We start from the raw sequence: 22,189 nt of genomic DNA, 5'->3' as shown, positions 1-22,189 counted from the left end.
CATCCGACGCCCGCCTGGCCCACATCCGAGCGAGCGGGCCGGGCGAGTGCCTTACTTGACGGCGGCGCGAGCGCTCCCGACGTCTGGCGTCAGCAGGTATTCAAGCAGCAGGTCCACCTGTTCCTCCCAGCTCGTGCGGCGCACACGCTCCGCCGCGCGAGCACCGATTCGCGCGCGCAGCGAGGCATCCGTCACGGCCGCGCGCAGCCGCGCGAGCACGCAGCTCACCGTCGGCGCGGACAGCAGACAGTTCTCCCCGTCCTCCAGCAACCAGTGGTTCGCGGGATTGTCATTGGTCACCACCGTCACGCCACACGCCATCATCTCCAGGGGCAGGTAGGACGGGTGGCGGGTGAACATGAAGCACAGACCCACGTCGCATTCCCGGTAGAGCGCCGCCGTGCGCTCCGCGGGCAACACGCCCAGGTTCGTCACCAGCCCGCGGACGCCGTAGGACTCCGGATGCCACTCGGCGCCCGCCGTGACGATGTCCACCGCCGGGCCCAGCTCCCGCTTGAGCCGCGCCAGCGCCGCCAGGCCCAACTCGAAGCCGTTGCGCTCGTTGCCGGGCCGTCCGTAGAAGAACACACGCACCGGGCCCTTGCGCGCCGGACGCCGGTCATGGAAGAGCGCCGAGTCCACGGCGGGCTCGAAGGCGAAGCCGTCCATGCCATGCAGCGCCTTCACCGTGTCGCGCAGGCCCGGCGTGTTGAAGATGCCCAGGAGCCCCAGCTGATAGGTCTGCTCCGCGAGCGCGGACTGGGTGCCGGCCGCGAAGAACATCGGCTCGTAGTCCTGCACGAAGTACGCGCGCACCGCCGCGCGCGGGTGGCGCAGCACCTGGTACGCGGACGTCCAGTACGTGGCGATGGCCAGGTCGCACTCGGGCAGCTCCGCCAGCGCGGACGCCCCCGCCAGCACGCGGAAGGCCCCCGCCGCGCCGGGGAACACGGTGGCCGCCCTGGCCTCGAAGTCCCCGGGGCTCGCGCCCGGCTTGTCGTAGACGACGAAGTCGCTCTGCACGCCGTGACGCCGCTGCATCAGGTCCGCGAAGCGGAACAGCGTGTGGATGCCCGCGTAGACGTGGCCGAACGCGGGGATGAACCAGGTGGCCGTGCGCACCTTCCCCCGCGCGCGCAGGGCCGAGAGGGCCGCTCCCGCCGACTCGCGGGACGCCGCCGCCTGCTCGGGCGTGAAGTCCAGCTCGCCCAGGTGCTCCACCAGGTGGCGCTGCGCCCGCGCCCGCGCCTCCATGGCCGGGTCCTGCGCGCTGGGCACGTCGTGCGTCAGCGTGCGCAGGGCCAGCGTCTCGCCCGTCTCCGGGTGACGTCGGAGCGAGCAGTCCGTGCCCAGCAGCGAGAGGTTCGGGTTGTAGAACGGGTCTCCGCGCTCCCCCAGCCAGGGCCGGTAGGACACGTAGGACCACCAGTAGTCGGACTCCGGCACGGCGTCCGCGCGGCGGCTGGCGGACTCGTGGTGGATGAGGCGCGCGTGCGGCGTGTACACCACGCGCAGGCCGCGCTGGTTGAGCCGCAGGCCGATGTCCACGTCGCTGCCGCAGACCTGGAAGCGCTCGTCGAAGCCGCCCAGGCCCTCGAAGACGTCGCGCCGGAAGATGACGCACGCGCTGGTGACGGACAGCCAGTTGCGCGTCCACTCGGTGTGGCCGAACGGCGTGGAGATGGGGCCATCCGGCAGCCGCCAGAACGGGTGGCCCGCCATGCCGGTGATTCCCACCACCGCGCCCGCGTGCTGCACCGTGCCCTCGGGGAAGAGCAGCTTGCAGCCCACCGCGCCCACCTCGGGCCGCTGCGCCTGCGACACCAGCTCCGTCAGCCAGCCCGGGTCCACCACCTCCATGTCGTTGTTGAGGAAGAGCAGCAGCTCGCCCGTGGCCTGCTTCGCCGCCCAGTTGTTGATGGCCGGGTAGTTGAAGGGGAAGTCCCAGGTGAGCTTCACCAGCCGGGGGTCCGTCAGCCGCTCCAGGAGCGCGAAGGTCTCCGGCTTCGTGCTGTTGTTGGAGACCAGCAGCACCTCGAAGTGCGGATACGTCGTGCGCGAGAGCAGCCCCGGTACCAGCAGCTCCAGCAGGTCCGGCCGGTCCTTGAACGGGACGATGATGGACACCTTCGGCGTGCCCTTCACCGGATAGCGAACCCGGTACTGCGTGGGCGCGGGGCTGGACACCTCGGCCGCCTCGCCCTTGCGCGCCAGGTGCTCGCGCAGCGCGCGCTCGCCCGCGTCCGTCGCCTTCGAAAGCCCCGCCGCCTGGCTGGAGAACGACGCCGGGTTGGCGCGCCAGTGGTACAAGAGCTGGGGCACATGGCCGATGCCGCGCGCCGCCTCGCTCAGCCGCAGCATCAGGTCGAAGTCCTGCGAGCCGTCGAAGCCCTCGCGCACGCCCCCCACCGCCTCGATCAACCGCCGCCGCGCGAAGAGGAAGTGGCAGACGTAGTTCACCGAGCGCAGCAGGTCCGGAGACCAGTCCGGCTTGAAGAACGGCGCCGTGCGCCGGCCCTCGGAGTCCAGCCGGTCCTCGTCGCTGTAGAGGACCTCGAGCGAGGGCTCCGCCTCCGCCGCGAGCACCATCCGCGCCAGCGCGTGCGGCGCCAGCGTGTCGTCGTGGTCCAGGAAGCCCACCCAGTCGCCCGTCGCCACCGCCAGGCCCGCGTTCGTCGCCCGAGCGATGCCGCCGTTTTGCTCCAACGTCACCACGCGGATGCGCGCGTCCCCCGCCGCCGCCTCGCGCAGCATCCCCGCCACGTGCGGCGCGGTGCTGGCGTCGTCGACGAGCACCCACTCCCACTCCGTGTAGAGCTGCGCCCGCACGCTGTCCGCGCACTCGCGGAAGAAGGACTCGGGCGTGTTGTAGACGGGCGTGACGAGCGTCACCCGGGGCCGCGAGGACAGCGTTCCGAGCGCCTCGCGCGCGGCCTCCAGGTCCGCCGGCTCCCGGCTCGCGCACCAGCCCTCGTAGTCACCCAGCTCCGGGGGACGGGGCGCGGGGGTGCGCGTGCCCAGCACACCCGCCAGCGCCAGCACCGCCTGCTCGTTGAAGCGCGTCTGCCGACGCAACAGCTCCGTCCACAAGGGCGCCCCCGCGCGCAGCGGGCGCGGCAGGGCCTCGGGCCGCAGCGGGTCGTTGTGCTCGACGAGCCCCGCCACCCACCGGGCGCCCGTGGCCTCGTCGGGCGGCGTGGGGCTGGCCGCCGCGACGACGGCCTCCACCATGGCCGCGTTCCAGGCCGACTGTCCCTTGAGCAGCCCCTCCAGCACGGGCCCCGCCGCGGACAGGTACGAGCGCTTGGCGGCCTCCACCACCGAGCCCAGCGCGCCGCCCCGGTGGGAGCGCGCCACCCGCCAGCGCGTCGGGTCCGCCTTGGGCGCCAGCTGTGCGCGAGCCCAGGCCGACACGTCCTCGCGCAGGCCCAGCGCGCGGTGCACCGTGAGGTACTCCAGCACGCGCACCACGGCCTTGTTGAAGTCGGCCTGGGGACGCAGTGACTCGACGTGGAACGGGTGCAGTCCCTCGATGAAGGCGCGCTTGGTCGCCGTCACCACGCGGCCCAGCGTGGCGCGGTGCGAGTCCGGCACCGCGAACTCGTGCGGCACCGCCAGCCGCGAGGCCTCCTGCAGCGGGGACAGCGCGTGCGCCCCCTCCGGCCGGGCCCGGTAGAGCTGCTCGGTGAGCAGCCGCAGCGCGCCCTCCAGCGCCGTCACGTCCTCGCAGGCCCCGGGCAGACACGGGCGGCGCGCCTCCAGCAGCGAGCGCACCACGGCCACCATCCGCGCCAGCTCCCCGGCGCCCGGCGCCGCGTCGGGCGCCTGTGAATCACCGGCGAGCTTCTCCAGCACTGTCTTCACCGCCGTACCGCCTCTCTCGTTCGCGTGCCGGCCGCACGGATACGCCCCCTGACGACTCCCGCCAACCCGAATGACTCAGGGACGGCCGCCACCCGCGAGCGCGGGGGAGATCTGCACCGCGACGGGCTCCACCACCCAGTGGTGGGCCGGACGGAACACCCCGCGCTCGGCCACCGAGGAGCTCACCTCGAAGGTGCAGCGCTCGCGGGACACCCCTTGCGCCGTGCGTGCCGACACCACACACACGTACGTGCCCGCCAAGAGGCCCAGCCGCTCCAGCACGAAGCGCATCCGCCCCGAGGACGGCAGCTCCTTCGGCAGCGGCACCGACTCCACGCGCGTGCTCGTCTCGTAGAGCGCCCGGCCCTCGGGGGACTGGAGCGACACCTCGAACTCCAGGTCCGCGCACGGCCCCTGGACGGAGAAGTCCACGCAGACCTCCACCGCCACCTCCGGGGACAGCCGCGCCACCTCCGCGCCGCCCGGCGACGTCAGCCGCAGGCCGGACAGGCGCACGGGGCCGTCCTCGACGGGCACGTTGACCTGGGGCAGCGCGCCGCCGTCCTCGGTCAGCGCCGGCGGCGTGAAGGTGGCGGACTGCGCCTCCGCCAGGGCGATGGCCTGCTTGTACTCGGCCACGACGTCCGAGGGGCGGCCCACGCGGCGGATGTAGCCACCGTCGATCCAGGCGACCTCGTCACACCACTTCTCCACGGTGCCCAGGTCGTGCGTCACCAGGACGATGGTCTTCCCGCGCTTCTTGAACTCCGTCATCTTCGCGAGGCTCTTCTTGCTGAAGTGCTCGTCGCCCACCGCGAGAATCTCGTCGACGATGAGGATGTCCGGGTCCACGTGCGTGGCCACCGCGAACGCCAGGCGCATGTACATGCCGCTGGAGTACGTGCGCACCGGCTCGTCGATGAACTCGCCCAGCTCGCTGAAGGCGATGATGTCATCCATCCGCTCGCGCACCTCCGTGCGCGACATGCCGAGGATGATGCCGTTGATGAGGATGTTCTCCCGGCCGGAGAAGTCCGGGTGGAAGCCCGCGCCCAGGTCCAGGAGCGCGGAGATGCGGCCGTTGATCTCCATCACCCCCGAGGTGGGCGTGTAGATGCCGGTGATGAGCTTGAGCAGCGTGCTCTTGCCGGAGCCGTTGCGGCCGATGATGGCCACCGTCTTGCCGCGGGGGATGCGCAGGTTGATGCCGCGCAGGGCGGTGATGAGCCCCCCCTCCTTCGGCTTGTTCTTGCCGCGCAACCAGCGCAGCAGCTCGGACTTGAAGGTCGTGTACTCACCCCGGATGGTCCTCTTCCGGAAGCTCTTCACGACATCGCGCAGCACTATGGCGTCGAGGGGTTCCTGCATGGCGACGGCTCAGATGGATTCCGCGAAGTCCTCGCGGCGGGATTCGAAGAGGACGGACGCGCCCCACAGCAGCACCACCGACACGACGGCCAGCGCGGCCAGCGGGCCCGCGTCCGGCAGGCGGTGCTCGTAGAAGATGGCCTGGTACGACAGCATCAAGCTGGCCATGGGGTTGGCCATCAGGATGGTCGTGCGCAGGCTCTCGTCGTGGATGGTGCTCGCCTGGTACAGCACCGGCGTGAGGAAGAACCACATGGTCAGCACGTTGCCGACGATGTGCTGCAGGTCCCGGAACGACACGTTGATGGCCGCGACGATGTACGTGAGCGCCAGCGTGAAGATGAGCTGGATGAGCACCACCAGCGGGAACGCGATGACGTGCCAGGTGGGGTACTGCCCGTAGATGAGCCCCAGGGTCAGCATCAGCGGGAGCGACAGCACGTAGTTGCTCAGGTTCGTCATCACCACCGTGGTCGGCAGCACCTGGGCCGGGAAGCGCACCTTCGTCATCAGGTCGCGCCGGTCACTGATGGCGCTGGCGCCCGCCGTCAGCGACGAGGTGAACCAGATCCACGGCAGCAGCCCCACGAACATGAAGTACGGGTAGTTGGGGATGTTCTGCCGCATCACCATGGTGAAGAGCAGCGCGTACACCAACATGTGCAGCGTGGGATTCAGGAACGTCCAGAGGAAGCCCAGGAACGAGCCGCGGTAGCGGGCCTTGAGCTCACGCTGGACGAGGCTGAGGAGCAGGCCTCGGTATTGGTACAGTTCTCGGACGAGGCGAATCATGAGGGGGCCCTTCATATAGCAGGGCCCGAGTGCGTGCGAGGCAAGCCATACACCCCGCACGATTCCCTCGTGCCCTCTCGCGAGGGGTCGTCTCCCCTCCGTCCAGCCGGCCCTGACGCACGCTCGGCCGTCCCACCCCGCGGGGCCGCCACGCATGCGATGCGAGTCATTGCGTGAGAAAACAAAAAGGCTCCCGGGTTTCCCTGGGAGCCTTCGTTCTGGAGCGGGAAAAGGGATTTGAACCCTCGACCCTCGCCTTGGCAAGGCGATGCTCTACCGCTGAGCTATTCCCGCATCATGGACCGCGACGACATCTCAACCTTCCGGCGCCCGCACCCTTCTCAGGTGAAAACAAAAGGCCCCCTGGTTTCCCAAGGGGCCTTCTTTTGGAGCGGGAAAAGGGATTTGAACCCTCGACCCTCGCCTTGGCAAGGCGATGCTCTACCGCTGAGCTATTCCCGCATCAGGCACCGCTTCAGCCGCGTCGCGTCAGCGCCGCGCCCGAAGTGAGGTGGGGTATACAGAGGCCTCCCAACGGCGTCAAACACTTTTCGCGATCGGCGCCTCGTCTCCCCGCTTCGCGAGCATCGCGAGGAAGGCCCGGAAGTAGACGACCGCGCTCCAGACGGAGAACGCGCCGGACAGGTAGACGAGCACCTTGCCCACGAGGTTGTAGTCCACGGGCGTGCTGAACGAGCCGAGCGTCAGCGGGTGCACGTAGTGGACGCACAGGGAGATGATGCCCACGAGCTGGAGGGAGGTCTTCCACTTCCCCTCCTGGCCGGCGGCGATGACCATGCCCTCGCTGGCGGCGATGGTGCGCAGGCCGCTGACGATGAGCTCGCGGGCGAGCAGGACGATGACGACCCACGCCGCGATGCGTCCGAGCCGCACCATCATCACCAGGGCCGCCATGGCGATGAGCTTGTCGGCCAGGGGGTCCATGAACTTGCCGACCACGGTGATGAGGTTCCACTTGCGCGCCAGGTAGCCGTCGATGACGTCGGTGATGGCGGCGACGGCGAAGACGAGCCCCGCGAACAGGGAGCTGAGCGGGTCCCCGTCGTACATGAGCCAGACGAACGGGGGGATGAGGAAGATGCGCCCCAGCGTCAGCATGTTGGGCAGGTTCCAGAACTCCTGCACCAGCACGCTCGGCTTGCGCTCGGCGCGCCGGCGCGCCCGCTCCTCCCGCTTGCGCTGTTTGCGAATCGCTCGGTCGGTGGCCATGGCGCGCCTTCTAGCGGACCCCAAGCGCGATGAGGGCAAAACCTTCGCCCCCCAGCTCCACCGCCGTGCGCAGCGACTCGCCGGAGGCGGACTTGAGCAGCGGCACCACGCGAGGCGTCAGGTTGCCCTGCCACCCGACCAGGTGTGTCAGCGGCACCGTCACCGGCGCCTCCAGGCGCACCGCCACCGAGCGCAGCGGCCCGGGCAGGCTCAGCAGCACCTGCCCCTGACCGCGCAGGTGGACCAGGTCCAGGTCCGGCGCGATGTCGGAGGGCACCCGGCCATTCTCGAACATCACCGGCTCCTCGAAGGCGAAGACGTTCTCGTCCCGGAAGTAGGCGGAGTCCTCGCCCAGGTCCACCGCCAGGAACGTGCGGCGCTCGGAGGGCTCCAGGTGGAGCACGCCCCGGCCCCGGGCGCGCACCATGCGCGAGGCGCCCTCACCGAAGGGCTTGTCCGTCGCCCGGCCCCGGAAGCGCTTCATCTCCGGCTGGAACGCGAGCTGTCCCTCGAGCGCCACCAGGCCGTCCAGCCGGGTGAGCAGCTCCGTCTCCACGGCGATGCGGAAGCGGCCCTCGCCGAGGGCGAAGGGACCACTCCCCCGCTCCGATTCGAGGGCCAGTGAGGGCGCCAGCACCGACAGGAGCGGCGCGGAGGAGGTCGCCTCACGCGTCGGAGCCGGCCGCGCGGCGACCTTGGTGAGCTGCAGCCGGGACAGCGGCACCGAGGAGGTCGCGGCGGAGGTCTCGTCCGAGGTGGAGCCCGTGCCCGCCGTGGCGGAGGAACCCGACGCGAAGGACGTGCTCGAGCCCGTCTGGAGGGACGCGCCCGCCGAGGCCGACGCCCCGTGGATGGGCGGCGAACCCACCGCGGCACCCTGGCTCGCCACGTTCGACGCGCCCGAAGCGGTGACGGCTCCGACCGAGGCGGACGCTCCCGAAGAACCGACCGCGCCCGTCGCACCCGGCACACCACCCGCCGAGGACGCTCCCAGCGAGCTACCGACCCCGGACGGGCCTGAACTCCCCGGTGAGCCACCCGCTGCGAACGCTCCCGAGGCGCCACCCGCTCCGGACGCCCCCGAGGAGGAGAGCGCGCCACCGGCCACCGAGGTTCCCGGCGCGCCAGTCGCTCCGGACGACCCCGACGCGGAGAGCGCCCCCCCCGACGTGCCGACAGGGCCAGCGGTCGTGAACGGACTCCCCGCATCCTCGCGGGACTGCGACGCGGAGGACTCCGACTCACCACCACCGAGCGCGCTCGGCCCCTCGTCCTCGGCGAAGCGGATCTCCTCTTCCTCGGGCTCCGGGGACCCAGCCCGCACGGGGGCAGGACTCTCCACCCGCGCCGCGGGCGGCGGCACGGGCGCGGGCGTGGCGCGGGCGAAGTTCTCCCCGGCGATGGCGCGGGACATCTTCTCCGCCATCGCGTCGCTGCCCGCGAGCAGGAAGTGCTCACGCGCGCGGCCGTACTCTCCCATCTGCGCGAGCGCCAGGCCCAGGTAGTTCTGCGCCTTCTGGTGCTCGGGCGACAGGTCCGTGGCCGTCTCGAACTCGCGCACCGCGCGCTGCAGCGCGTTCGTCTTCAGGTACACCAGGCCCAGGTTGACCCGCAGCGTCGGGTCCACCGGGTTGTCGCGCACGAGCATCTCGTAGAGCTCGGCCGCCCTGTCGAACATGCCGAGCTTGAAGAAGCACAGCCCGAGCAGGTTCTGCGCCTTCTCGTTGCGAGGCTGGAGCTGGTGGGCACGCTCCAGGAAGCTCCTGGCCTCGATGACCTTGTTGGCCGCCAGCAGCTCTCCACCACGCTGGAGCTGTTGGAGGAACTCGTCGTCAGCGGGGCTCGTCTCCGGCCGCCCCTTCACGCGCGTCGTCATTCTGGGATGTGAGCTCGCGGGGTCCGCTCTCGGCGGGTCGCTCGCGCTCCTTGTAGTGGTAGTAGAGCTGGAGCACCTTGCGCACGTACCCCTGCGTCTCTTCGTACGGGGGCACCTTGCCGCCGTAGCGCTTCACCGCGTCCGGGCCCGCGTTGTACGCGGCAATCATCTTCACCATGTCGCCGTCGAACATGTTGGCGAGCACGCGCAGATAGCGCACCCCGCCCTCGATGTTGTCGCGCTCGTCGAAGATGTCCTTCACGTACATGTCCGACGCCGTGGCCGGCATCAACTGCATCAGTCCGCTCGCGCCCTTGTGGCTCAGCGCGTTCTTATTGAAGTTGCTCTCCGCGTGCATGATGGCGCGCACGAGCGCCGTCGGGATGCGGTAGCGCACCGCCGCCGCCGCGATGTGCGGGTCCAGGTCCGGCGGCGTGCGGGAGCGCCCCACCACCGGCCGGCTCTTCGCCGGCGCCTGGGTGAACGCCCCCTTCATCTTCTTCGCGCCCTTGGAGCCCGTCGGCGGCACGTTCGTGTAGACGATGGTCCCGTCCTTCTCCACGTACCGGTAGATGGACTCGGACGCGCCCGCCCAGGACGGGAGGCCCAGCACGGCACAGAGCATGAGCGCGGGAATGGCTCGCATATCGGCCCTCGAACCTTAGACACACGCCGGAAAGTCCTCAAGAAAACGCCTTGTTTCCAGCACTTACAGTCGTTAAGGCTGTTGGCCATGCCCCATCGGTTCGACTTTCTCGTCCTGGGAGGCGGCGTGGCGGGCCTCTCCTTCGCCCTCCAGGCGGCCCGGCATGGCACCGTGGCGGTGCTGACCAAGCGCGAGCGAGGCGAGAGCAACACGGCCTACGCCCAGGGTGGCATCGCCAGCGTGCTGGCCCCCACCGACTCCTTCGACGCCCACATCGAGGACACCCTCGTCGCGGGCGCGGGCCTGTGCCACCGGGACGCGGTGGAGGTCACCGTGCGCGAGGGCCCCGAGCGCGTGCGGGAGCTCGTCACGCTGGGCGCGGAGTTCAACCGGCAGACCTCCGGCGAGTTCGACCTGACGCGCGAGGGCGGCCACTCCGCGCGGCGCATCATCCACTCGGGTGACATCACCGGGCGCGAGGTGCAGCGCGCGCTGCTCGCCAGGTGCGACGAGACGCCCAACATCACCTTCTTCGCCAACACGGCCGCCATCGACCTCATCCTGGACCGGCGCCAGCCCAGGCCCGGCGGCAGCCGCTGTCTGGGCGCGTACGCGCTCCTGGAGAACGGCGGCATCGAGCGGTTCCTCGCGAAGGTGACGGTGCTGGCCACCGGCGGCGCGGGCAAGGTGTACCTGTACACGTCCAACCCGGACGTGGCCACGGGGGACGGCGTCGCCATGGCGTACCGCGCGGGCGCGCAGGTGGCGAACATGGAGTTCTACCAGTTCCACCCCACCTGCCTCTTCCACCCGGAGGCCAAGAGCTTCCTCATCAGCGAGGCCCTGCGCGGCGAGGGCGGCAAGCTGCGACTCAAGGGCGGGCAGACGTTCATGGAGCGCTACCACCCACTGGGCGCGCTCGCCCCGCGCGACGTGGTGGCGCGCGCCATCGACGCGGAGATGAAGCGCACCGGCGACGAGTGCGTCTACCTGGACATGACGCACATGGGCCGGGCGTTCCTCACCGAGCGCTTCCCCAACATCTACGCCACCTGCAAGGCGTTCAACATCGACATGGCCGTGCAGCCCATCCCCGTCGTCCCCGCGGCCCACTACCAGTGCGGCGGCGTGGTGACGGACCTGCATGGGCGCACGTCGGTGCCGGGCCTGTACGCCATCGGCGAGGTGTCCTGCACGGGACTGCACGGCGCCAACCGGCTCGCGTCCAACTCGCTGCTGGAGGGGCTCGTGTTCGGGCAGCGCGCCGTGAAGGTCGCGGCGGAGGAGCTGGCGTCGCTGCCCACCCCGCGCGAGGACCCGCCGGAGTGGGACCCGGGCAGCGCGGTGGAGTCCGACGAGAGCGTCGTCGTCAGCCACAACTGGGACGAGATCCGCCGGCTCATGTGGAACTACGTGGGCATCGTCCGGACGGACAAGCGGCTGATGCGCGCGCGACGCCGGCTGGAGCTGTTGCGCGAGGAGATTCGTGATTACTACTGGCGCTTCGAGGTGACCCGGGACGTCATCGAGCTGCGCAACATCGCCGATGTGGCCCTGCTCATCGTCGACTGCGCCAGCCGTCGCAAGGAGAGTCGGGGACTGCACTTCACCCTCGACTATCCGCATCCCGATGACCACCACTGGCTGCGAGACACCACCCTTTCCCGGGAGCTGTGAGGGACATGTCCTCCGGACCGCGACACATCCTCGACGCGCCAGGTGGCGGGACTGAGCCTCGCGGCGGAGGCCATCCGTTCGGCACGCCTCCCCCGCCCCAGGCCCCGCAGCCGCGCCCGTGGGTCTGCTACGCCATCATCGGCCTGTGCGTGTCGGTCTTCCTCCTGGAGGAGGCCGGACAGCTGCCGTCCTTCACCGCGCGGCAGCTCCCGCTGGGCGCGCTGTACGGCCCCGCGGTGCAGGAGGGCCAGTACTGGCGGCTGCTCGCGTGCGCGCTGGAGCACGGCGGCATCCTCCACCTCGTCTTCAACATGTCCGTCGTCGTGACGCTGGGCTTCACGCTGGAGCGCGGCATCGGCTCGCTGCGCTTCCTCGGCCTGTCGCTCGTGACGGCACTGGGCTCGTCCGTGTTCTCGCTGCTGTTCAACTTCGACACGCCCATGGTGGGCGCGTCCGGGATGATTCTGGGCTGGGCGGGCGCCATGCTGCCCATCGCCACGCGGCAGGGGCGCCGGGAGCTGGGCATCTGGCTGGTGCAGGTGGCGGTGCTCAGCCTGTTGCCCTTCGTGAGCTGGTCGGGCCACCTGGGCGGCTTCCTCTTTGGCCTGCCGTGCGGCATCGCCCTCCGGCAGGGCCGGCAGGTGTACGCGCTCGCGCTGCCCCTCATCCTGTTCCTCTCGGCCCTGGTGGCGCTCTACGCGGCGCACCCCGAGCGGCGCGGAGCCTTCTGACATGTCCGTGCGCAGCGTCTGCGTCTTCTGCGGCTCCAGGCCGGGCACCCGCCCCGAGTACACCGAGGCCGCGCGCGAGCTGGGCACGGAGCTGGGCCGCCGGGGGATGACGCTCGTCTACGGCGGCGCGAGCGTGGGCCTCATGGGCACCGTCGCCGCCGCCACGCTCGCCGCGGGCGGCCAGGTGGTGGGCGTGCTGCCCCACTTCATGGGCGCGCGGGAGATTGCCCACCTGGGCCTCACCGAGCTCATCCGCGTGGACTCCATGCACGAGCGCAAGGCCCTCATGGCCACGCGCGCGGACGCCTTCGTCGCCCTGCCCGGCGGCTTCGGCACCCTGGACGAGCTCTTCGAAATCGTGACGTGGGCGCAGCTGGGCCTGCACCAGAAGCCCATGGGCCTGCTCGACACGCGCGGCTTCTTCCAGCCGCTGGTTGCGCTGTCCAGGCACCTGGCCACCGAGGGCTTCGTCCCCGAATCCCAGGCCCTGCCCTTCGCGGTGGAGGCCTCACCGGCCGGGCTGCTGGAGCGGCTGCAGGCCGGCCCCACGCTCACCGTCACCGAGAAGTGGCTCAAGCGCCCCGAGCAGACCTGATGAGGCGCGAGCTGTCCTGCTACTGCGCGGAGACCTTCATCTCCGCCTGCCCCAGCGACGAGGCCAGTCGGAAGGTGACGTGCTCGGTGCCCGGCGGAATCACCGGCTGACCGCTGGCCATCACCGTGGGGAACTGCACCTCGTACCCCACCCAGAAGACGTTGGTGTACGGGTAGTAGGCGCGCATCTCCAGGTCCGCGCGGCCCAGGCGGCGGATGCGCACGGGCGTCACCTCACCCGCGGGCGTCACCAGCGCCAGGCGCCAGATGGAGCGACGGAAGTCGAAGTCGAGGTAGCGGTAGTCGTTGACGTGCACGCCCAGGAAGAACTCGTGCACCTGGGACGACTCGGCGCGCTCCTCGGCGAGCAGCTCCGCCACCTTCGCATCGGGCAGCACCTGGAAGGCCGCCTGGCGCTTCACGCGCGCCTCGCGGAAGGTCCACGTCTGCAGCGTCGCCCCCGCGAACAGGCGCGTGTCGAAGCCGTCGTAGATCTCCTGGTGGCCCGTGTACTTCGCGAGCAACGCCCGGTAACGCGACTCCGCGTTCTCGTCCTTCAGCGTGGGGGCCTGCTCGCCCACGGCGATGGGAGGCAGGGAGGAACAGCCGACCAGCGCTCCCAGCAGCGCTCCCGTCGCGAGCAGCTTCTTCAAGGGATGAAGTCCTTGCGGGTGAACAGCGTGGTGAGTCGGTGGCCCGCGGCCTCCACCGCCTCGCGCCCTCCCTCCAACCGGTCGACCAGGGCGAACGCCCCGAGCACCGTGAGCCCCTCGGCCTGGGCCCGCTCGATGGCCTTCAGCGTGGAGCCACCCGTCGTCACCACGTCCTCGACGATGGCCACCTTCGCGCCCGTGCCCAGCCCGCTCAGGCCTTCGATCCACTGGCCGGTGCCGTGGCCCTTGGGCTCCTTGCGGACGATGAACGCGGACAGCGGGTAGCTGGAGAGGTAGCCGGTGAGGCTCACCGCCGAGGCGAGCGGATCCGCGCCGAGCGTCAGCCCACCCACGCCCACCGCCTCCGGGGCCTCGCGGCGGATGGCGTCCAGGAACAGCCGACCGATGAGGAAGTGCCCCTCGGCCAGCAGCGCCGTGCGCTTGCAGTCGATGTAGAAGTCCGACTCCTTGCCGGACGAGAGCACGACGCGGCGACGCTCGAAGGAGCGCTGCGTGAGCAGCTCCAGCAGCCGGGCCCGGTCTCGGGCGAGAGCATCCACCATCACGACAGGCCCTCCAGGTACGCCACCAGCTCCGACGAGTACCGCAACTGCATCAACAGCTCCGCCCGGCGTGACTCGTCCAGCGACGCGAACACGTCCGCCAGCAGCGAGAGGTCCTGGTTGATGGCGCCCAGCCGCTGCGACACGTCCGAGGCCAGCTCGTCGGCGTCGATCTCCTCCTCGACCCCTTCGGGCGCCAGCGACTCGTCCGTGGCGAGCGCCTTGGCGAGCATGTCCGCCACGGCCGCGCTCAACCGGCCCTCGGACTCCAGCTGGTCGCGCTTGGCCTCGAGGACCTCCGGCTCCACCGGCGTGGCGTGGATGGCCTCCGCCAGCGACATGAGGAGCGCGTCCTCGTCCGACAGGTCGGTGTGCACGCGCGCCTGCACCGCGTCGCGCTTGAGGAAGCGCAGCGCCGCCACGCGACGGAACCCGCACACCAGCTGGTAGCGGTCGTTGCCCCGGGGACGCACGTCCACCGGGAACAGCTGCCCCAGCCGCGCGATGTCCGTGGCCAGCCCGGACACGTCCCCCTCGGGCCGCAGCCGGTACGCCGACTCGTCCTCCAGGCGCTCCAGCGGCATCAACACCGTCACCACCCGCCCCGCGAGGCGCTCCTCGGGCGCGGCGAGCAGCTCGGACTCCTCGTCCTCCTCCGCTCCGGACGCCTCGGCCCCGCCCGGGGCCCCCTCAGAGGACGCTGCCTCGGACTCCTCGCCTGGCGCTCCGGTGAAGGACGACGCCGCGGACTCCTGGCCAGGCGCCCCATCGGTGGACGACGCCTCCGCGGACTCCTGGCGGGGAGCGCCCTCGGAGGTCGCGGGCTCCGACGACGCCGCGGACTCGCTGCTCGAGGCCTCCGACGGGGACTTCTCCTGGGACTCTTCCGACGAACCCACCGACGACTCCATGCTCCGCTCGGGCTCGCCCGTGCTGGGCGCGCCTTCGGCGGCGATTGCCTGGGACTCCGGTGAACCGCCTTCCGGCGCCGACGCACCCGCTTCGGGCGCGGGGGAATCGACCGGGGCGGACTCCCCGACGGCTCCCTCTATACGCGACGACTCTGACGGCACGCCGTCCTGGCTCGCGCCGTCGCCCCGCGCCGACATCGCCTCGGGCGCGGACGACGAGCCACCCTCCGGAGAACCCGGCATCCCTTCCTCTCCGTCAACCCTGTGCTCGGCGTCCATGGTGGCACCCCTGGTCTGCCCACTCCCGCGCCACCGACTCCGGCGGCGCGGGCTGTGTGCTCTAGCGGGTCTTCTTCTTCACCACGACCTTCTTCTTGGCGCCAGCACCCACCGAGAAGGGCGTTGGCGGCTCGGCAGAAGTCGTCTGCTCCACGGGCGGCGGCGTCGGACGCGTCTCGGCCCGGGGGGGCGGAGGCGGCGGCAGAGGCTTGCTCGAGGGGCGGGCCACCGTCGTGGGCGCCGCGGCGGGCGTCGTGGGACGGGCCGGGGGCGCCGGCGGACGCGCGGGAGGCGTCGGCGGGCGGGCGGGCGTCGTCGTGGTGCGCACGGGGGTCGCCGTCGTCGGCCGCGTCACGGCCGTGGGACGGGCCACCACGGGGCGCTCCGAAGGCAGGCGGCCGGGCTCCACGTCACCCATGTCCACGCGGCCGCGGAAGCTGGCGCCGTCCACGATGATGACGCGCGGGGCGTGGATGTCGCCCACCATGCGGCCCTCGCGGGTCAGCTCCACGCTCTCCGTGGCGTTGATGTTGCCCACCACCACGCCGCTGACGATGGCGTTCTTCACCGCCACGTTCGCCTTCACCACACCCGAAGGCTCCACGATGAGGGTACGGCTGAGCGTCAGCTCTCCCTCCACGCGGCCCCGGACGGTGAGGTCCTCGTCGCCCGTCAACCGGCCGCTGATGAGGATGGAAGGCCCCACCACGGTGTTGTTGACGGCGGTGCTACCGCTCAACTCCTTCGGGGTGGCCACGAATCAGCGCTCCTTCATGTCCATGTCGACGTTGCCCTTGAAGGAGGCACCATCGGCGATGAGGATGCGCGGCGCCTTGATGTCGCCCACCACGCGGCAGTCCGTCTTCAGCTCGACCTTGTCGCTGGCGACGATGTTGCCCGTCACCCGGCCGGCGATCTCCACGTTCTGCGTCTCGATGTCCGCCTCGACGACGCCGCTGCCCTCCACGTAGAGGCTCTCCTTGAGGGAGATCTTCCCCTTCACGGTGCCCTGGATGACCAGGTCCTCGTCTCCGGAAATCTCTCCGTCGATGACGATGCTCGAACCAATGACCGTATTCGCCATGAGTGTTGTCCGCCCTCTCGAAAGGTGTGTGCCGCGTCCGCCCGCGGCGTGAGCTTCAGATGTCGTCCGGCAGCCGGACGTCCATCTCGATGGAGCCGTTGAACACGGCGCCATCCTCGATGACGACGCGCGGCGCCTTGATGTCGCCAGCCACCTTCGCCGAGGCGTTGATGGCCACGCGGGTCGAGGCGTCGATGTTGCCGCTCGCCTCGCCGTTGATGGTCAACTCCTCGGCCCGGATGTCCGCCTGCACCTTCCCGGTGCTCTCGATGGTGAGGTGGTTCTTCAGGGCAATCTGCCCCTCCACCCGCCCCTCGATGACAAGGTCCCCACCACCCGTGAGGTTCCCCTTGATGACGATGCCCTTGCCGATGATGCCCGTTTCACCCGTTGCCATGCGGTGACCTCACCCAGAGCCCGCTCCTCCCGAGGAGCCGAGCGCCTTGATTATGTCAGAGATGCGCGGAGATCCAGCCGGAGATATCCCGGAACACCTCGGCGCGCCCCACCTCGTTGAGCGGCTCGTGCTTCATGCCGGGGTACTCCTTGAACTTCTTGTCCGCCGAGCCCGCCGTCTCGAAGAACACCCGCGCCGCCGCGGGCGCCGCCACCCCGTCCTCCGCGCCGCACAGCACGAACAGCGGGACTTGAATCTTCGGGGCGAGCAACATCGCCTCCGCCTGCGCCTTGGTGGATTCGATGAACCAGCGCGGCGTGGCGATGGACAGGTAGAGCGGATCCTCCCGGGTGGCGCGCTGGACCTCCGTGTCCCGGGTCAGGTCCTCCACCTTGAGCCCGGAGGCGATGCCCAGCCAGGGCACCAGCGCTCCCGCCGCCTTCGCGGCCAGCACCTTCACGGCGGGCGGGGTGATCGCCAGCTTGAAGTACGGGCCCGACAGCACCAGCCCGGAGAGGCCCTCCACCTTGCGGGCGCCCACCCAGTGCGCGGCCATCAGCCCGCCGTGGCTGTGGGCCAGGGCGAACGTCTTCGCGCCGCCGGCCGCCGCGCGCACGCGCTCCCAGAACACCTCCAGGTCGTCCACGTAGTGCGGCCACTTCTCCGCGTAGGCGCGGCGTCCCTCCGCGCGCCCGTGGCCGCGGTAGTCGAAGCCGTGCACCGCGAAGCCGTCCGCCACCAGCGCGTCCGTCACGTACTGGTAGCGGCCGAAGTGGTCTCCGTAGCCGTGCACCACCGCGACGTGCGCTCGCGGCTCCGCGTCCGGCAGGTGCGTCTTCCAGAAGAGCCGCGTCCCGTCCCGGCCGGTGAAGTAGCCCTCGTCATGGCGAGCCATAGGCCCAGCAACTTAGCGGCCCGCCGCACCCGTGGATAGCGCCTTGAGCTTGCGCTCCAGGGCCTCGCGCTGGCCCGGGGGCTCGGCGGACTCGGGGTCCAGCGACAACACCTCCAGCGCCCGGCGCCACGCCCCCGCCGCCTCCGGTCCCCGGGCGGCGCGCTGATAGGCGTCCCCCAGGTGCTCGAGGATGACGGGCTCGTCCGGCGCCAGCGTGGAGGCCCGCTCCAGCACCTCCACCGCGCGAGGGTAGTCCCCGCGGCGGAAGTAGACCCACCCCAGCGAGTCCAGGAACGCGCCGTTGTCGGGGCGCAGCTCCAGCGCGCGCAGCACCAGCCGCTCGGCCTCGTCCAGGTGACGTCCGCTCTGCGCCAGCAGGTAGCCCAGGAAGTTGAGCGCGGGCGCGTGGTCCGGCTCCACCTCCAGCACCGCGCGCATGCGCGCCTGCGCGCCCGCCATGTCCCCCTGCCGCTCGAAGGCCGCGCCCATCACGTACTGGAGGGCCGGGTCCTTCGGCATCCGAGCCAGGGCCTCGCGCAGCAGCACCAGCGCCTCCGCCCCCCTTCCCTGCCGCTGCAGCGTGGCGGCCAGCGCGTCGTAGAGCGCCGCGGACTGCTGGCGGGACAGCCCTTCCTTCAGCACGGACTCGGCGCGCGCGGGCGTGCCGCCCCGCTCCAGCGCCCGGGCGTACTGCGCGCGGACCTCCAGGTCATCGGGCGAGTCCTGGAGCGCGGCCCGCAGGAGCGCCAGGGCACGCGGGTGCTGGCCCGACAGCGACAGGCACTTCGCCAGGCGCACCCGCGCGTCGGGGTAGATGTCCGAGCCCTCTGGCACGGAGGCGAAGGCCTTGGCCGCCTCGGGGAAGCGCCGCAGGCGCTCGTGCACCAGGCCCACGTAGTAGGCCAGCCGGGGCTCGCCATCGCTGGCGCTCCGAGCGGTCTCCAGCACCTGCACGGCGGCGTCCGGCTCGCGCTCGGACAGGTAGCTGAAGGCCACCCGCACCGCCGTCTCCGGCTCACCCGACAGCGACAGGAGCCGGTCGAAGTACGCCCGCGCCCGCACCGGAGAGCCCGCCTTGAGCGCCGAGCGTCCCGCGGCCAGGAGCACCTCCTGACTGTCCGGCTCGCGCTCCAGCGCCTTCGCCAGCGTCTCCTCGGCCTTGCCTGGACGCCCCGTCTCCTCGTACAGCTTCGCCAGCGTGCCCAGCACCTCCACGTCCCCGGGGTCCCTCGTGGCCGCCTCGGAGAGCAGCCGCTCGGCGCGGGCCGTGTCGCCGCGCTCGGCCAGGGCCAGCCCCAGCCGCCGGTAACCGGAGGCCTCTCCCGGCAGCGCGCGGGACAGGGACTCCACCACCTTCACGGCCTCCGCCGGGGAGCCGGACTCCAGGTAGAGCTGGGCGAGGACCAGGTACGCCTCGGGCTCGCGCGGCTTGAGGGCCACGGCGCGGCGCAGGTGCAGGCGCGCGCGGGTGAAGCGGCCCGACTCCATGAGCACGCGGCCCAGGAGCACGTGCGCCGGGTAGTACGCCGAGGAGCGCTCCACCGCGCGGCGCAGCTCCCGCTCCGCCTTGTCCAGGTCTCCCAGCCGGGCGTACTCCTCCGCCAGCCGGGTGAGCAGCAGCGGGTGGCCGTCATCCGTGGCCAGCGCCAGCCGCAGCGCATCCACCGCCCCCCGGTGGTCTCCGGCGTGGTGGAGCAACCGGGCCCGCAGGTACTGGGTGTAGCTGGCGGACGAGGAGAAGGCCCCGTCGTCCGTGGCCGCCGCGTCCATCGCCTCCCGCATGGCCTCCCGGTCGACGCGGGGACGCCGCGACGCGGGCGCCGTCGCCAGGGCCTGGGGCCCGGACAAGGCGACGAGCAGGACGGCGACGAGGAGGCGGGAGGGGCTCACGCGAGGTGGAAGTCTAGCGCGGCCCCAGCCGCCTTGCAGGGTCTCAGGCCTCCTCGGGAGGCGGCGCGCCCAGCTTCTCGAGCAGCTTCTCCACCGGGTCGCTGTCCTGGCTCACGTCCGCCACCGCCGAGCGGTACTCGGTGTCCGTCGCCTTCTCCACGTCGGGCATCAGGCGGCTGATGACGGCGCGAGCGGCCTCCGCGTTGCACTCGGGCAGGACGACGACGAAGACCCCCGCGCCCAGGTGGGAGATGGCATCCGGGTGGCGCACCCGCTTGCGCATCACGTCCGCGATGTTGTTCGGGACGGGCTCCACGGGCCGGTCGGGCCGCAGCACCGCCAGGCTCAGGGCCCGGTGGTAGCGCCGGCTGCGGGCCAGCTCCTGCTCCAGCCGGAGCAGCAGCCCGCGCCGGTCATGCAGCCCCGTGGCCGGGTCGCTCCCGGTGCGGCGCTGGAGCGAGGGCTGGGAGCGCTCCCTCTCCTGCTGCTCGCGCTCACCCTGGCGCAGCTTGAGCGCGCGGTCCGTGCGGTTGAGCAGCTCCACCGCGTTGAACGGCTTGCTCATGTAGTCCACCGCGCCCAGGTTGAGCGAGCGGACCTTCTCCGCGACGCCCTGGTGCGCGGACAGCAGGATGACGGGGATGTGCGCCGTGTCGGAAGACGACTTGAGCGCCATGGCCGCGTCCAGGCCATCCAGCTTGGGCAGGAACACGTCCATGACCACCAGGTCCGGCCGCTGCGCGCGCGCCCGGGCCAGGCCCTCCGCGCCGTCGCGCGCCACCTCCACGCGGTACTTCGAGCGCAGCACCTCCGACAGCACCGCGGCGATCTCGGGCTCGTCCTCCACCACCAGCACGCGCGGCTGCTCCGTCACCGACGACGTGGCGACCACGGGCCGGGGGTTGCGCGGCGCCTCCTGCGCGAGCGGCAGCGTGAAGACGAAGAGGCACCCGTGCTCGGGCGGGCTCTCCGCCCAGATCTCGCCGCCGTGCAGCTCCACGAACTCCTTGCAGATGGCGAGCCCCAGCCCCGTCCCCTTGCCGCCGTGACGGTACCGGTCGAACACCAGGTGCAGCTCGTCCTGGGGGATGCCCACGCCGTCGTCCTGCACGCACACCTTCGCCGCGTCACCGTCCGGACGGCCCAGCCTCCGCGTGGACACGACGACCTCACCCGCGTCGCGCGCGTGGTGGATGGCGTTGGTGATGAGGTTCTGCAGCACCTCGTGCAGCTTCACCTCGTCACCGATGAGCATCAGGCTGTCGGGGCAGTCCGCGCGCAGGGACACGCCCCGCTCGGCCGCCAATATCTCCAGCTCGTTGACCGCGTCACGGCACAGCTGCGCGACGTCCAGCACACGGGGCTCGATGGACAGCCGCGCCGCCTCGCCCTTGCCCTTCTCCAGGAGCGACTCGACCAGGCCGAGGATCTTCTTGCCCTGGCGGATCATCGCCTCCGCGGACTGCTTCTGCTGCGACTCCAGCGGCCCTTCCAGCAGCAGGCGGCCATGGCCCAGCAGCACCTGGAGCGGCGCGCGCAGGTCGTGGCTCACCACCGCGATGATCTCATCCTTCAGGCGGTTGAGCTCCTTGAGCCGGCGGTTCGCCTCGAGCAGCTCGTGGTAGCGCTCGACGTACGCCAGCTCCAGGTCCTCGCGCTTCTTCTTCACCGCGGTGTGCAGCCGCGCGTTGCGGATGGAGTTGGCCAGCACGCCGGCCACGGCCTGGGTGAACTCCTGCTCGTCGCGGCCGAAGGACGCGTCCATGCGCGACACGCGCAGGAACAGCGCGCCCAGCAGGTCGTCCTGGCAGATGAGCGGCTGCACCAGGATGGACTTCACGCCCAGAGGCACGATGGACGTGCGCACCTCCGCCATGAGCGGATCCCGCTGCGCCTCCTCGATGAGCACCGGCTCGCGCGTCTCCAGCGCGCGGCGCAGCTCCGGATAGCGCGCCACCTCGATGTCGAGCTGCACGAGGCTGGGGTCCTCCTGCGTCGCCACCACCTTGCCCGTGCGCGCGTGGCTGCCCTCCACCAGCACCACCGAGCAGCGGTCCGTCCCGGTGACGCGCCCCACCTTGTCCACCGCGATGCGGAGGATCTCCTCCAGCTCCAGCGAGCTGGTCGCCGCCTGGGTGATCTCCAGCAGCATCCCCATGCGCAGCCGGACGCGCTCCTCGCGGTCCTTCAGCCGTCCCGCCCTGAGCGCGGCCTCCAGCCGGGGCACCACCTCGTCCGCGCCGCGAATCCAGTCATCCACCGCCAGGCGCTTGAAGGCCTCCGCCGACCGGGACTTGCCCAGGTCCACCACCACGGGCAACCGCTGCAGCCGCTCCACCCGACGCAGGGACTCGAGCAGCTCCGCGGCGCGCTTGGCCGTCACCGACAGCAGCACGACCTCGGGTTGCAGCGAGTCCGCCAGCTCCGCCAGCCCGGTGTCCTTCTCGGCCGCCGCGCAGTGGTAGCCGCTGGCGGTCAGCCGCTCCATCAAGGCGTCGCCGGACTCCTTCCCGGCCACCACCAGCACGCGTCCCCGCTGATCCGCCTGCATCTCGACTCTCACAGTGAACCTCGCGCCGCGGCGGCCCTGTGCGGGCGCCACTGGGGAGGCTGCAAAAACCCGTTGAATGCGGAAGGGTTCATGGTTCGGTTTCCGAATCTTGCCGCCGTTCACGTCCGTGGGCCAGAGCGGCGCACGGCCGGTGGCGACCGGGACTGTGAGTGGAGATGCCCGGGCGC

At 71.2% G+C, this 22,189-nt stretch carries 18 protein-coding genes and 2 tRNA genes; 3 read left to right on the top strand and 17 right to left on the bottom strand.

Annotated elements, in window-relative coordinates:
* Positions 1 to 51 precede the first annotated feature (51 nt).
* From VZQ01_RS35415 to VZQ01_RS35380, 8 genes are all read right to left on the bottom strand, one after another.
* Positions 52 to 3,864 (bottom strand): rhamnosyltransferase WsaF family glycosyltransferase, encoded by a 3,813-nt coding sequence (locus tag VZQ01_RS35415; protein ID WP_426745851.1) that lies wholly within the window; start codon positions 3,862 to 3,864, stop codon positions 52 to 54.
* A gap of 75 nt (positions 3,865 to 3,939) precedes the next feature.
* On the bottom strand, positions 3,940 to 5,232 hold the full coding sequence (locus tag VZQ01_RS35410; protein WP_408889912.1) for an ABC transporter ATP-binding protein: 1,293 nt from the start codon (positions 5,230 to 5,232) through the stop codon (positions 3,940 to 3,942).
* Between the two features lie 9 nt (positions 5,233 to 5,241).
* Positions 5,242 to 6,024, bottom strand: coding sequence for an ABC transporter permease (locus VZQ01_RS35405; RefSeq protein WP_223785385.1), 783 nt, complete (start codon positions 6,022 to 6,024; stop codon positions 5,242 to 5,244).
* 219 nt (positions 6,025 to 6,243) lie between these two features.
* Positions 6,244 to 6,318: transfer RNA gene (locus VZQ01_RS35400), tRNA-Gly, on the bottom strand.
* A 93-nt stretch (positions 6,319 to 6,411) separates the two neighbouring features.
* Positions 6,412 to 6,486: transfer RNA gene (locus VZQ01_RS35395), tRNA-Gly, on the bottom strand.
* Between the two features lie 78 nt (positions 6,487 to 6,564).
* Positions 6,565 to 7,254, bottom strand: coding sequence for a CDP-diacylglycerol--glycerol-3-phosphate 3-phosphatidyltransferase (pgsA, locus tag VZQ01_RS35390; RefSeq protein ID WP_141324607.1), 690 nt, complete (start codon positions 7,252 to 7,254; stop codon positions 6,565 to 6,567).
* Positions 7,255 to 7,264: 10 nt separating this feature from the next.
* On the bottom strand, positions 7,265 to 9,130 hold the full coding sequence (locus tag VZQ01_RS35385) for a tetratricopeptide repeat protein (RefSeq protein WP_426745848.1): 1,866 nt from the start codon (positions 9,128 to 9,130) through the stop codon (positions 7,265 to 7,267).
* Positions 9,087 to 9,776, bottom strand: coding sequence for a lytic transglycosylase domain-containing protein (locus VZQ01_RS35380; protein ID WP_223751659.1), 690 nt, complete (start codon positions 9,774 to 9,776; stop codon positions 9,087 to 9,089). Before VZQ01_RS35380 ends, VZQ01_RS35385 begins: the two co-directional genes overlap by 44 nt.
* Positions 9,777 to 9,863: 87 nt before the next feature.
* Between VZQ01_RS35380 and nadB the strand changes: the two genes are divergently transcribed.
* Genes nadB through VZQ01_RS35365 form a run of 3 tightly spaced genes read left to right on the top strand, consistent with a single transcriptional unit; the run spans position 9,864 to position 12,779 of the window.
* On the top strand, positions 9,864 to 11,453 hold the full coding sequence (gene nadB, locus VZQ01_RS35375; RefSeq protein WP_223785387.1) for an L-aspartate oxidase: 1,590 nt from the start codon (positions 9,864 to 9,866) through the stop codon (positions 11,451 to 11,453).
* A gap of 5 nt (positions 11,454 to 11,458) precedes the next feature.
* Positions 11,459 to 12,184 carry a rhomboid family intramembrane serine protease gene (locus VZQ01_RS35370; protein WP_426745846.1) on the top strand — a complete coding sequence of 242 codons (726 nt, stop codon included), beginning with the start codon at positions 11,459 to 11,461 and terminating at the stop codon, positions 12,182 to 12,184.
* 1 nt (position 12,185) lies between these two features.
* Positions 12,186 to 12,779 (top strand): LOG family protein, encoded by a 594-nt coding sequence (locus VZQ01_RS35365; protein WP_223785389.1) that lies wholly within the window; start codon positions 12,186 to 12,188, stop codon positions 12,777 to 12,779.
* Between the two features lie 19 nt (positions 12,780 to 12,798).
* Here the strand turns inward: VZQ01_RS35365 and VZQ01_RS35360 are convergent, their stop codons facing one another.
* The 9 genes from VZQ01_RS35360 to VZQ01_RS35320 form a co-directional block, all read right to left on the bottom strand.
* Positions 12,799 to 13,431, bottom strand: coding sequence for a hypothetical protein (locus tag VZQ01_RS35360; RefSeq protein ID WP_408889909.1), 633 nt, complete (start codon positions 13,429 to 13,431; stop codon positions 12,799 to 12,801).
* Positions 13,428 to 13,994 carry an orotate phosphoribosyltransferase gene (gene pyrE, locus VZQ01_RS35355; RefSeq protein ID WP_074955483.1) on the bottom strand — a complete coding sequence of 189 codons (567 nt, stop codon included), beginning with the start codon at positions 13,992 to 13,994 and terminating at the stop codon, positions 13,428 to 13,430. The genes VZQ01_RS35360 and pyrE overlap by 4 nt, the downstream gene beginning before the upstream one ends.
* The gene (locus tag VZQ01_RS35350; RefSeq protein WP_223751664.1) at positions 13,994 to 14,893 is read right to left on the bottom strand and encodes a ParB/RepB/Spo0J family partition protein; all 900 of its coding nucleotides are present in this window, start codon (positions 14,891 to 14,893) and stop codon (positions 13,994 to 13,996) included. The genes pyrE and VZQ01_RS35350 overlap by 1 nt, the downstream gene beginning before the upstream one ends.
* A 352-nt stretch (positions 14,894 to 15,245) precedes the next feature.
* A complete protein-coding gene (gene bacP / locus VZQ01_RS35345) occupies positions 15,246 to 15,941 on the bottom strand; it encodes a bactofilin BacP (RefSeq protein ID WP_223751665.1) in 696 nt (231 codons plus the stop codon).
* A 3-nt stretch (positions 15,942 to 15,944) separates the two neighbouring features.
* Complete coding sequence (locus VZQ01_RS35340) at positions 15,945 to 16,268, bottom strand: bactofilin family protein (protein ID WP_002636698.1); 324 nt, start codon at positions 16,266 to 16,268, stop codon at positions 15,945 to 15,947.
* A gap of 55 nt (positions 16,269 to 16,323) precedes the next feature.
* Complete coding sequence (gene bacN, locus VZQ01_RS35335; RefSeq protein ID WP_046714731.1) at positions 16,324 to 16,665, bottom strand: bactofilin BacN; 342 nt, start codon at positions 16,663 to 16,665, stop codon at positions 16,324 to 16,326.
* A gap of 55 nt (positions 16,666 to 16,720) precedes the next feature.
* On the bottom strand, positions 16,721 to 17,560 hold the full coding sequence (locus VZQ01_RS35330; protein ID WP_426745843.1) for an alpha/beta hydrolase: 840 nt from the start codon (positions 17,558 to 17,560) through the stop codon (positions 16,721 to 16,723).
* Between the two features lie 12 nt (positions 17,561 to 17,572).
* Entirely contained in the window at positions 17,573 to 19,450 is a 1,878-nt protein-coding gene (locus tag VZQ01_RS35325; protein WP_426745841.1) for a tetratricopeptide repeat protein, read from the bottom strand.
* 43 nt (positions 19,451 to 19,493) lie between these two features.
* The gene (locus tag VZQ01_RS35320) at positions 19,494 to 22,001 is read right to left on the bottom strand and encodes an ATP-binding protein (RefSeq protein ID WP_141324769.1); all 2,508 of its coding nucleotides are present in this window, start codon (positions 21,999 to 22,001) and stop codon (positions 19,494 to 19,496) included.
* Between the last annotated feature and the right edge of the window lie 188 nt (positions 22,002 to 22,189).

This window comes from Myxococcus faecalis (genome assembly GCF_050039385.1).
Taxonomy (GTDB): Bacteria; Myxococcota; Myxococcia; order Myxococcales; family Myxococcaceae; genus Myxococcus; species Myxococcus fulvus.
Note: the sequence above shows the minus strand (reverse complement) of the source record. Positions and strands in the feature narration are given on the sequence as shown.

What these genes read in the sequence shown, in the direction of transcription:
- VZQ01_RS35340 (WP_002636698.1), bottom strand. Translation starts at nt 16,268, where the DNA reads ATGGCGAATACGGTCATTGGTTCGAGCATCGTCATCGACGGAGAGATT.
- VZQ01_RS35365 (WP_223785389.1), top strand. Translation starts at nt 12,186, where the DNA reads ATGTCCGTGCGCAGCGTCTGCGTCTTCTGCGGCTCCAGGCCGGGCACC.
- pyrE (WP_074955483.1), bottom strand. Translation starts at nt 13,994, where the DNA reads ATGGTGGATGCTCTCGCCCGAGACCGGGCCCGGCTGCTGGAGCTGCTC.
- VZQ01_RS35320 (WP_141324769.1), bottom strand. Translation starts at nt 22,001, where the DNA reads ATGCAGGCGGATCAGCGGGGACGCGTGCTGGTGGTGGCCGGGAAGGAG.
- VZQ01_RS35370 (WP_426745846.1), top strand. Translation starts at nt 11,459, where the DNA reads ATGTCCTCCGGACCGCGACACATCCTCGACGCGCCAGGTGGCGGGACT.
- VZQ01_RS35410 (WP_408889912.1), bottom strand. Translation starts at nt 5,232, where the DNA reads ATGCAGGAACCCCTCGACGCCATAGTGCTGCGCGATGTCGTGAAGAGC.
- bacN (WP_046714731.1), bottom strand. Translation starts at nt 16,665, where the DNA reads ATGGCAACGGGTGAAACGGGCATCATCGGCAAGGGCATCGTCATCAAG.
- VZQ01_RS35385 (WP_426745848.1), bottom strand. Translation starts at nt 9,130, where the DNA reads ATGACGACGCGCGTGAAGGGGCGGCCGGAGACGAGCCCCGCTGACGAC.
- VZQ01_RS35380 (WP_223751659.1), bottom strand. Translation starts at nt 9,776, where the DNA reads ATGCGAGCCATTCCCGCGCTCATGCTCTGTGCCGTGCTGGGCCTCCCG.
- VZQ01_RS35405 (WP_223785385.1), bottom strand. Translation starts at nt 6,024, where the DNA reads ATGATTCGCCTCGTCCGAGAACTGTACCAATACCGAGGCCTGCTCCTC.
- VZQ01_RS35330 (WP_426745843.1), bottom strand. Translation starts at nt 17,560, where the DNA reads ATGGCTCGCCATGACGAGGGCTACTTCACCGGCCGGGACGGGACGCGG.
- pgsA (WP_141324607.1), bottom strand. Translation starts at nt 7,254, where the DNA reads ATGGCCACCGACCGAGCGATTCGCAAACAGCGCAAGCGGGAGGAGCGG.
- nadB (WP_223785387.1), top strand. Translation starts at nt 9,864, where the DNA reads ATGCCCCATCGGTTCGACTTTCTCGTCCTGGGAGGCGGCGTGGCGGGC.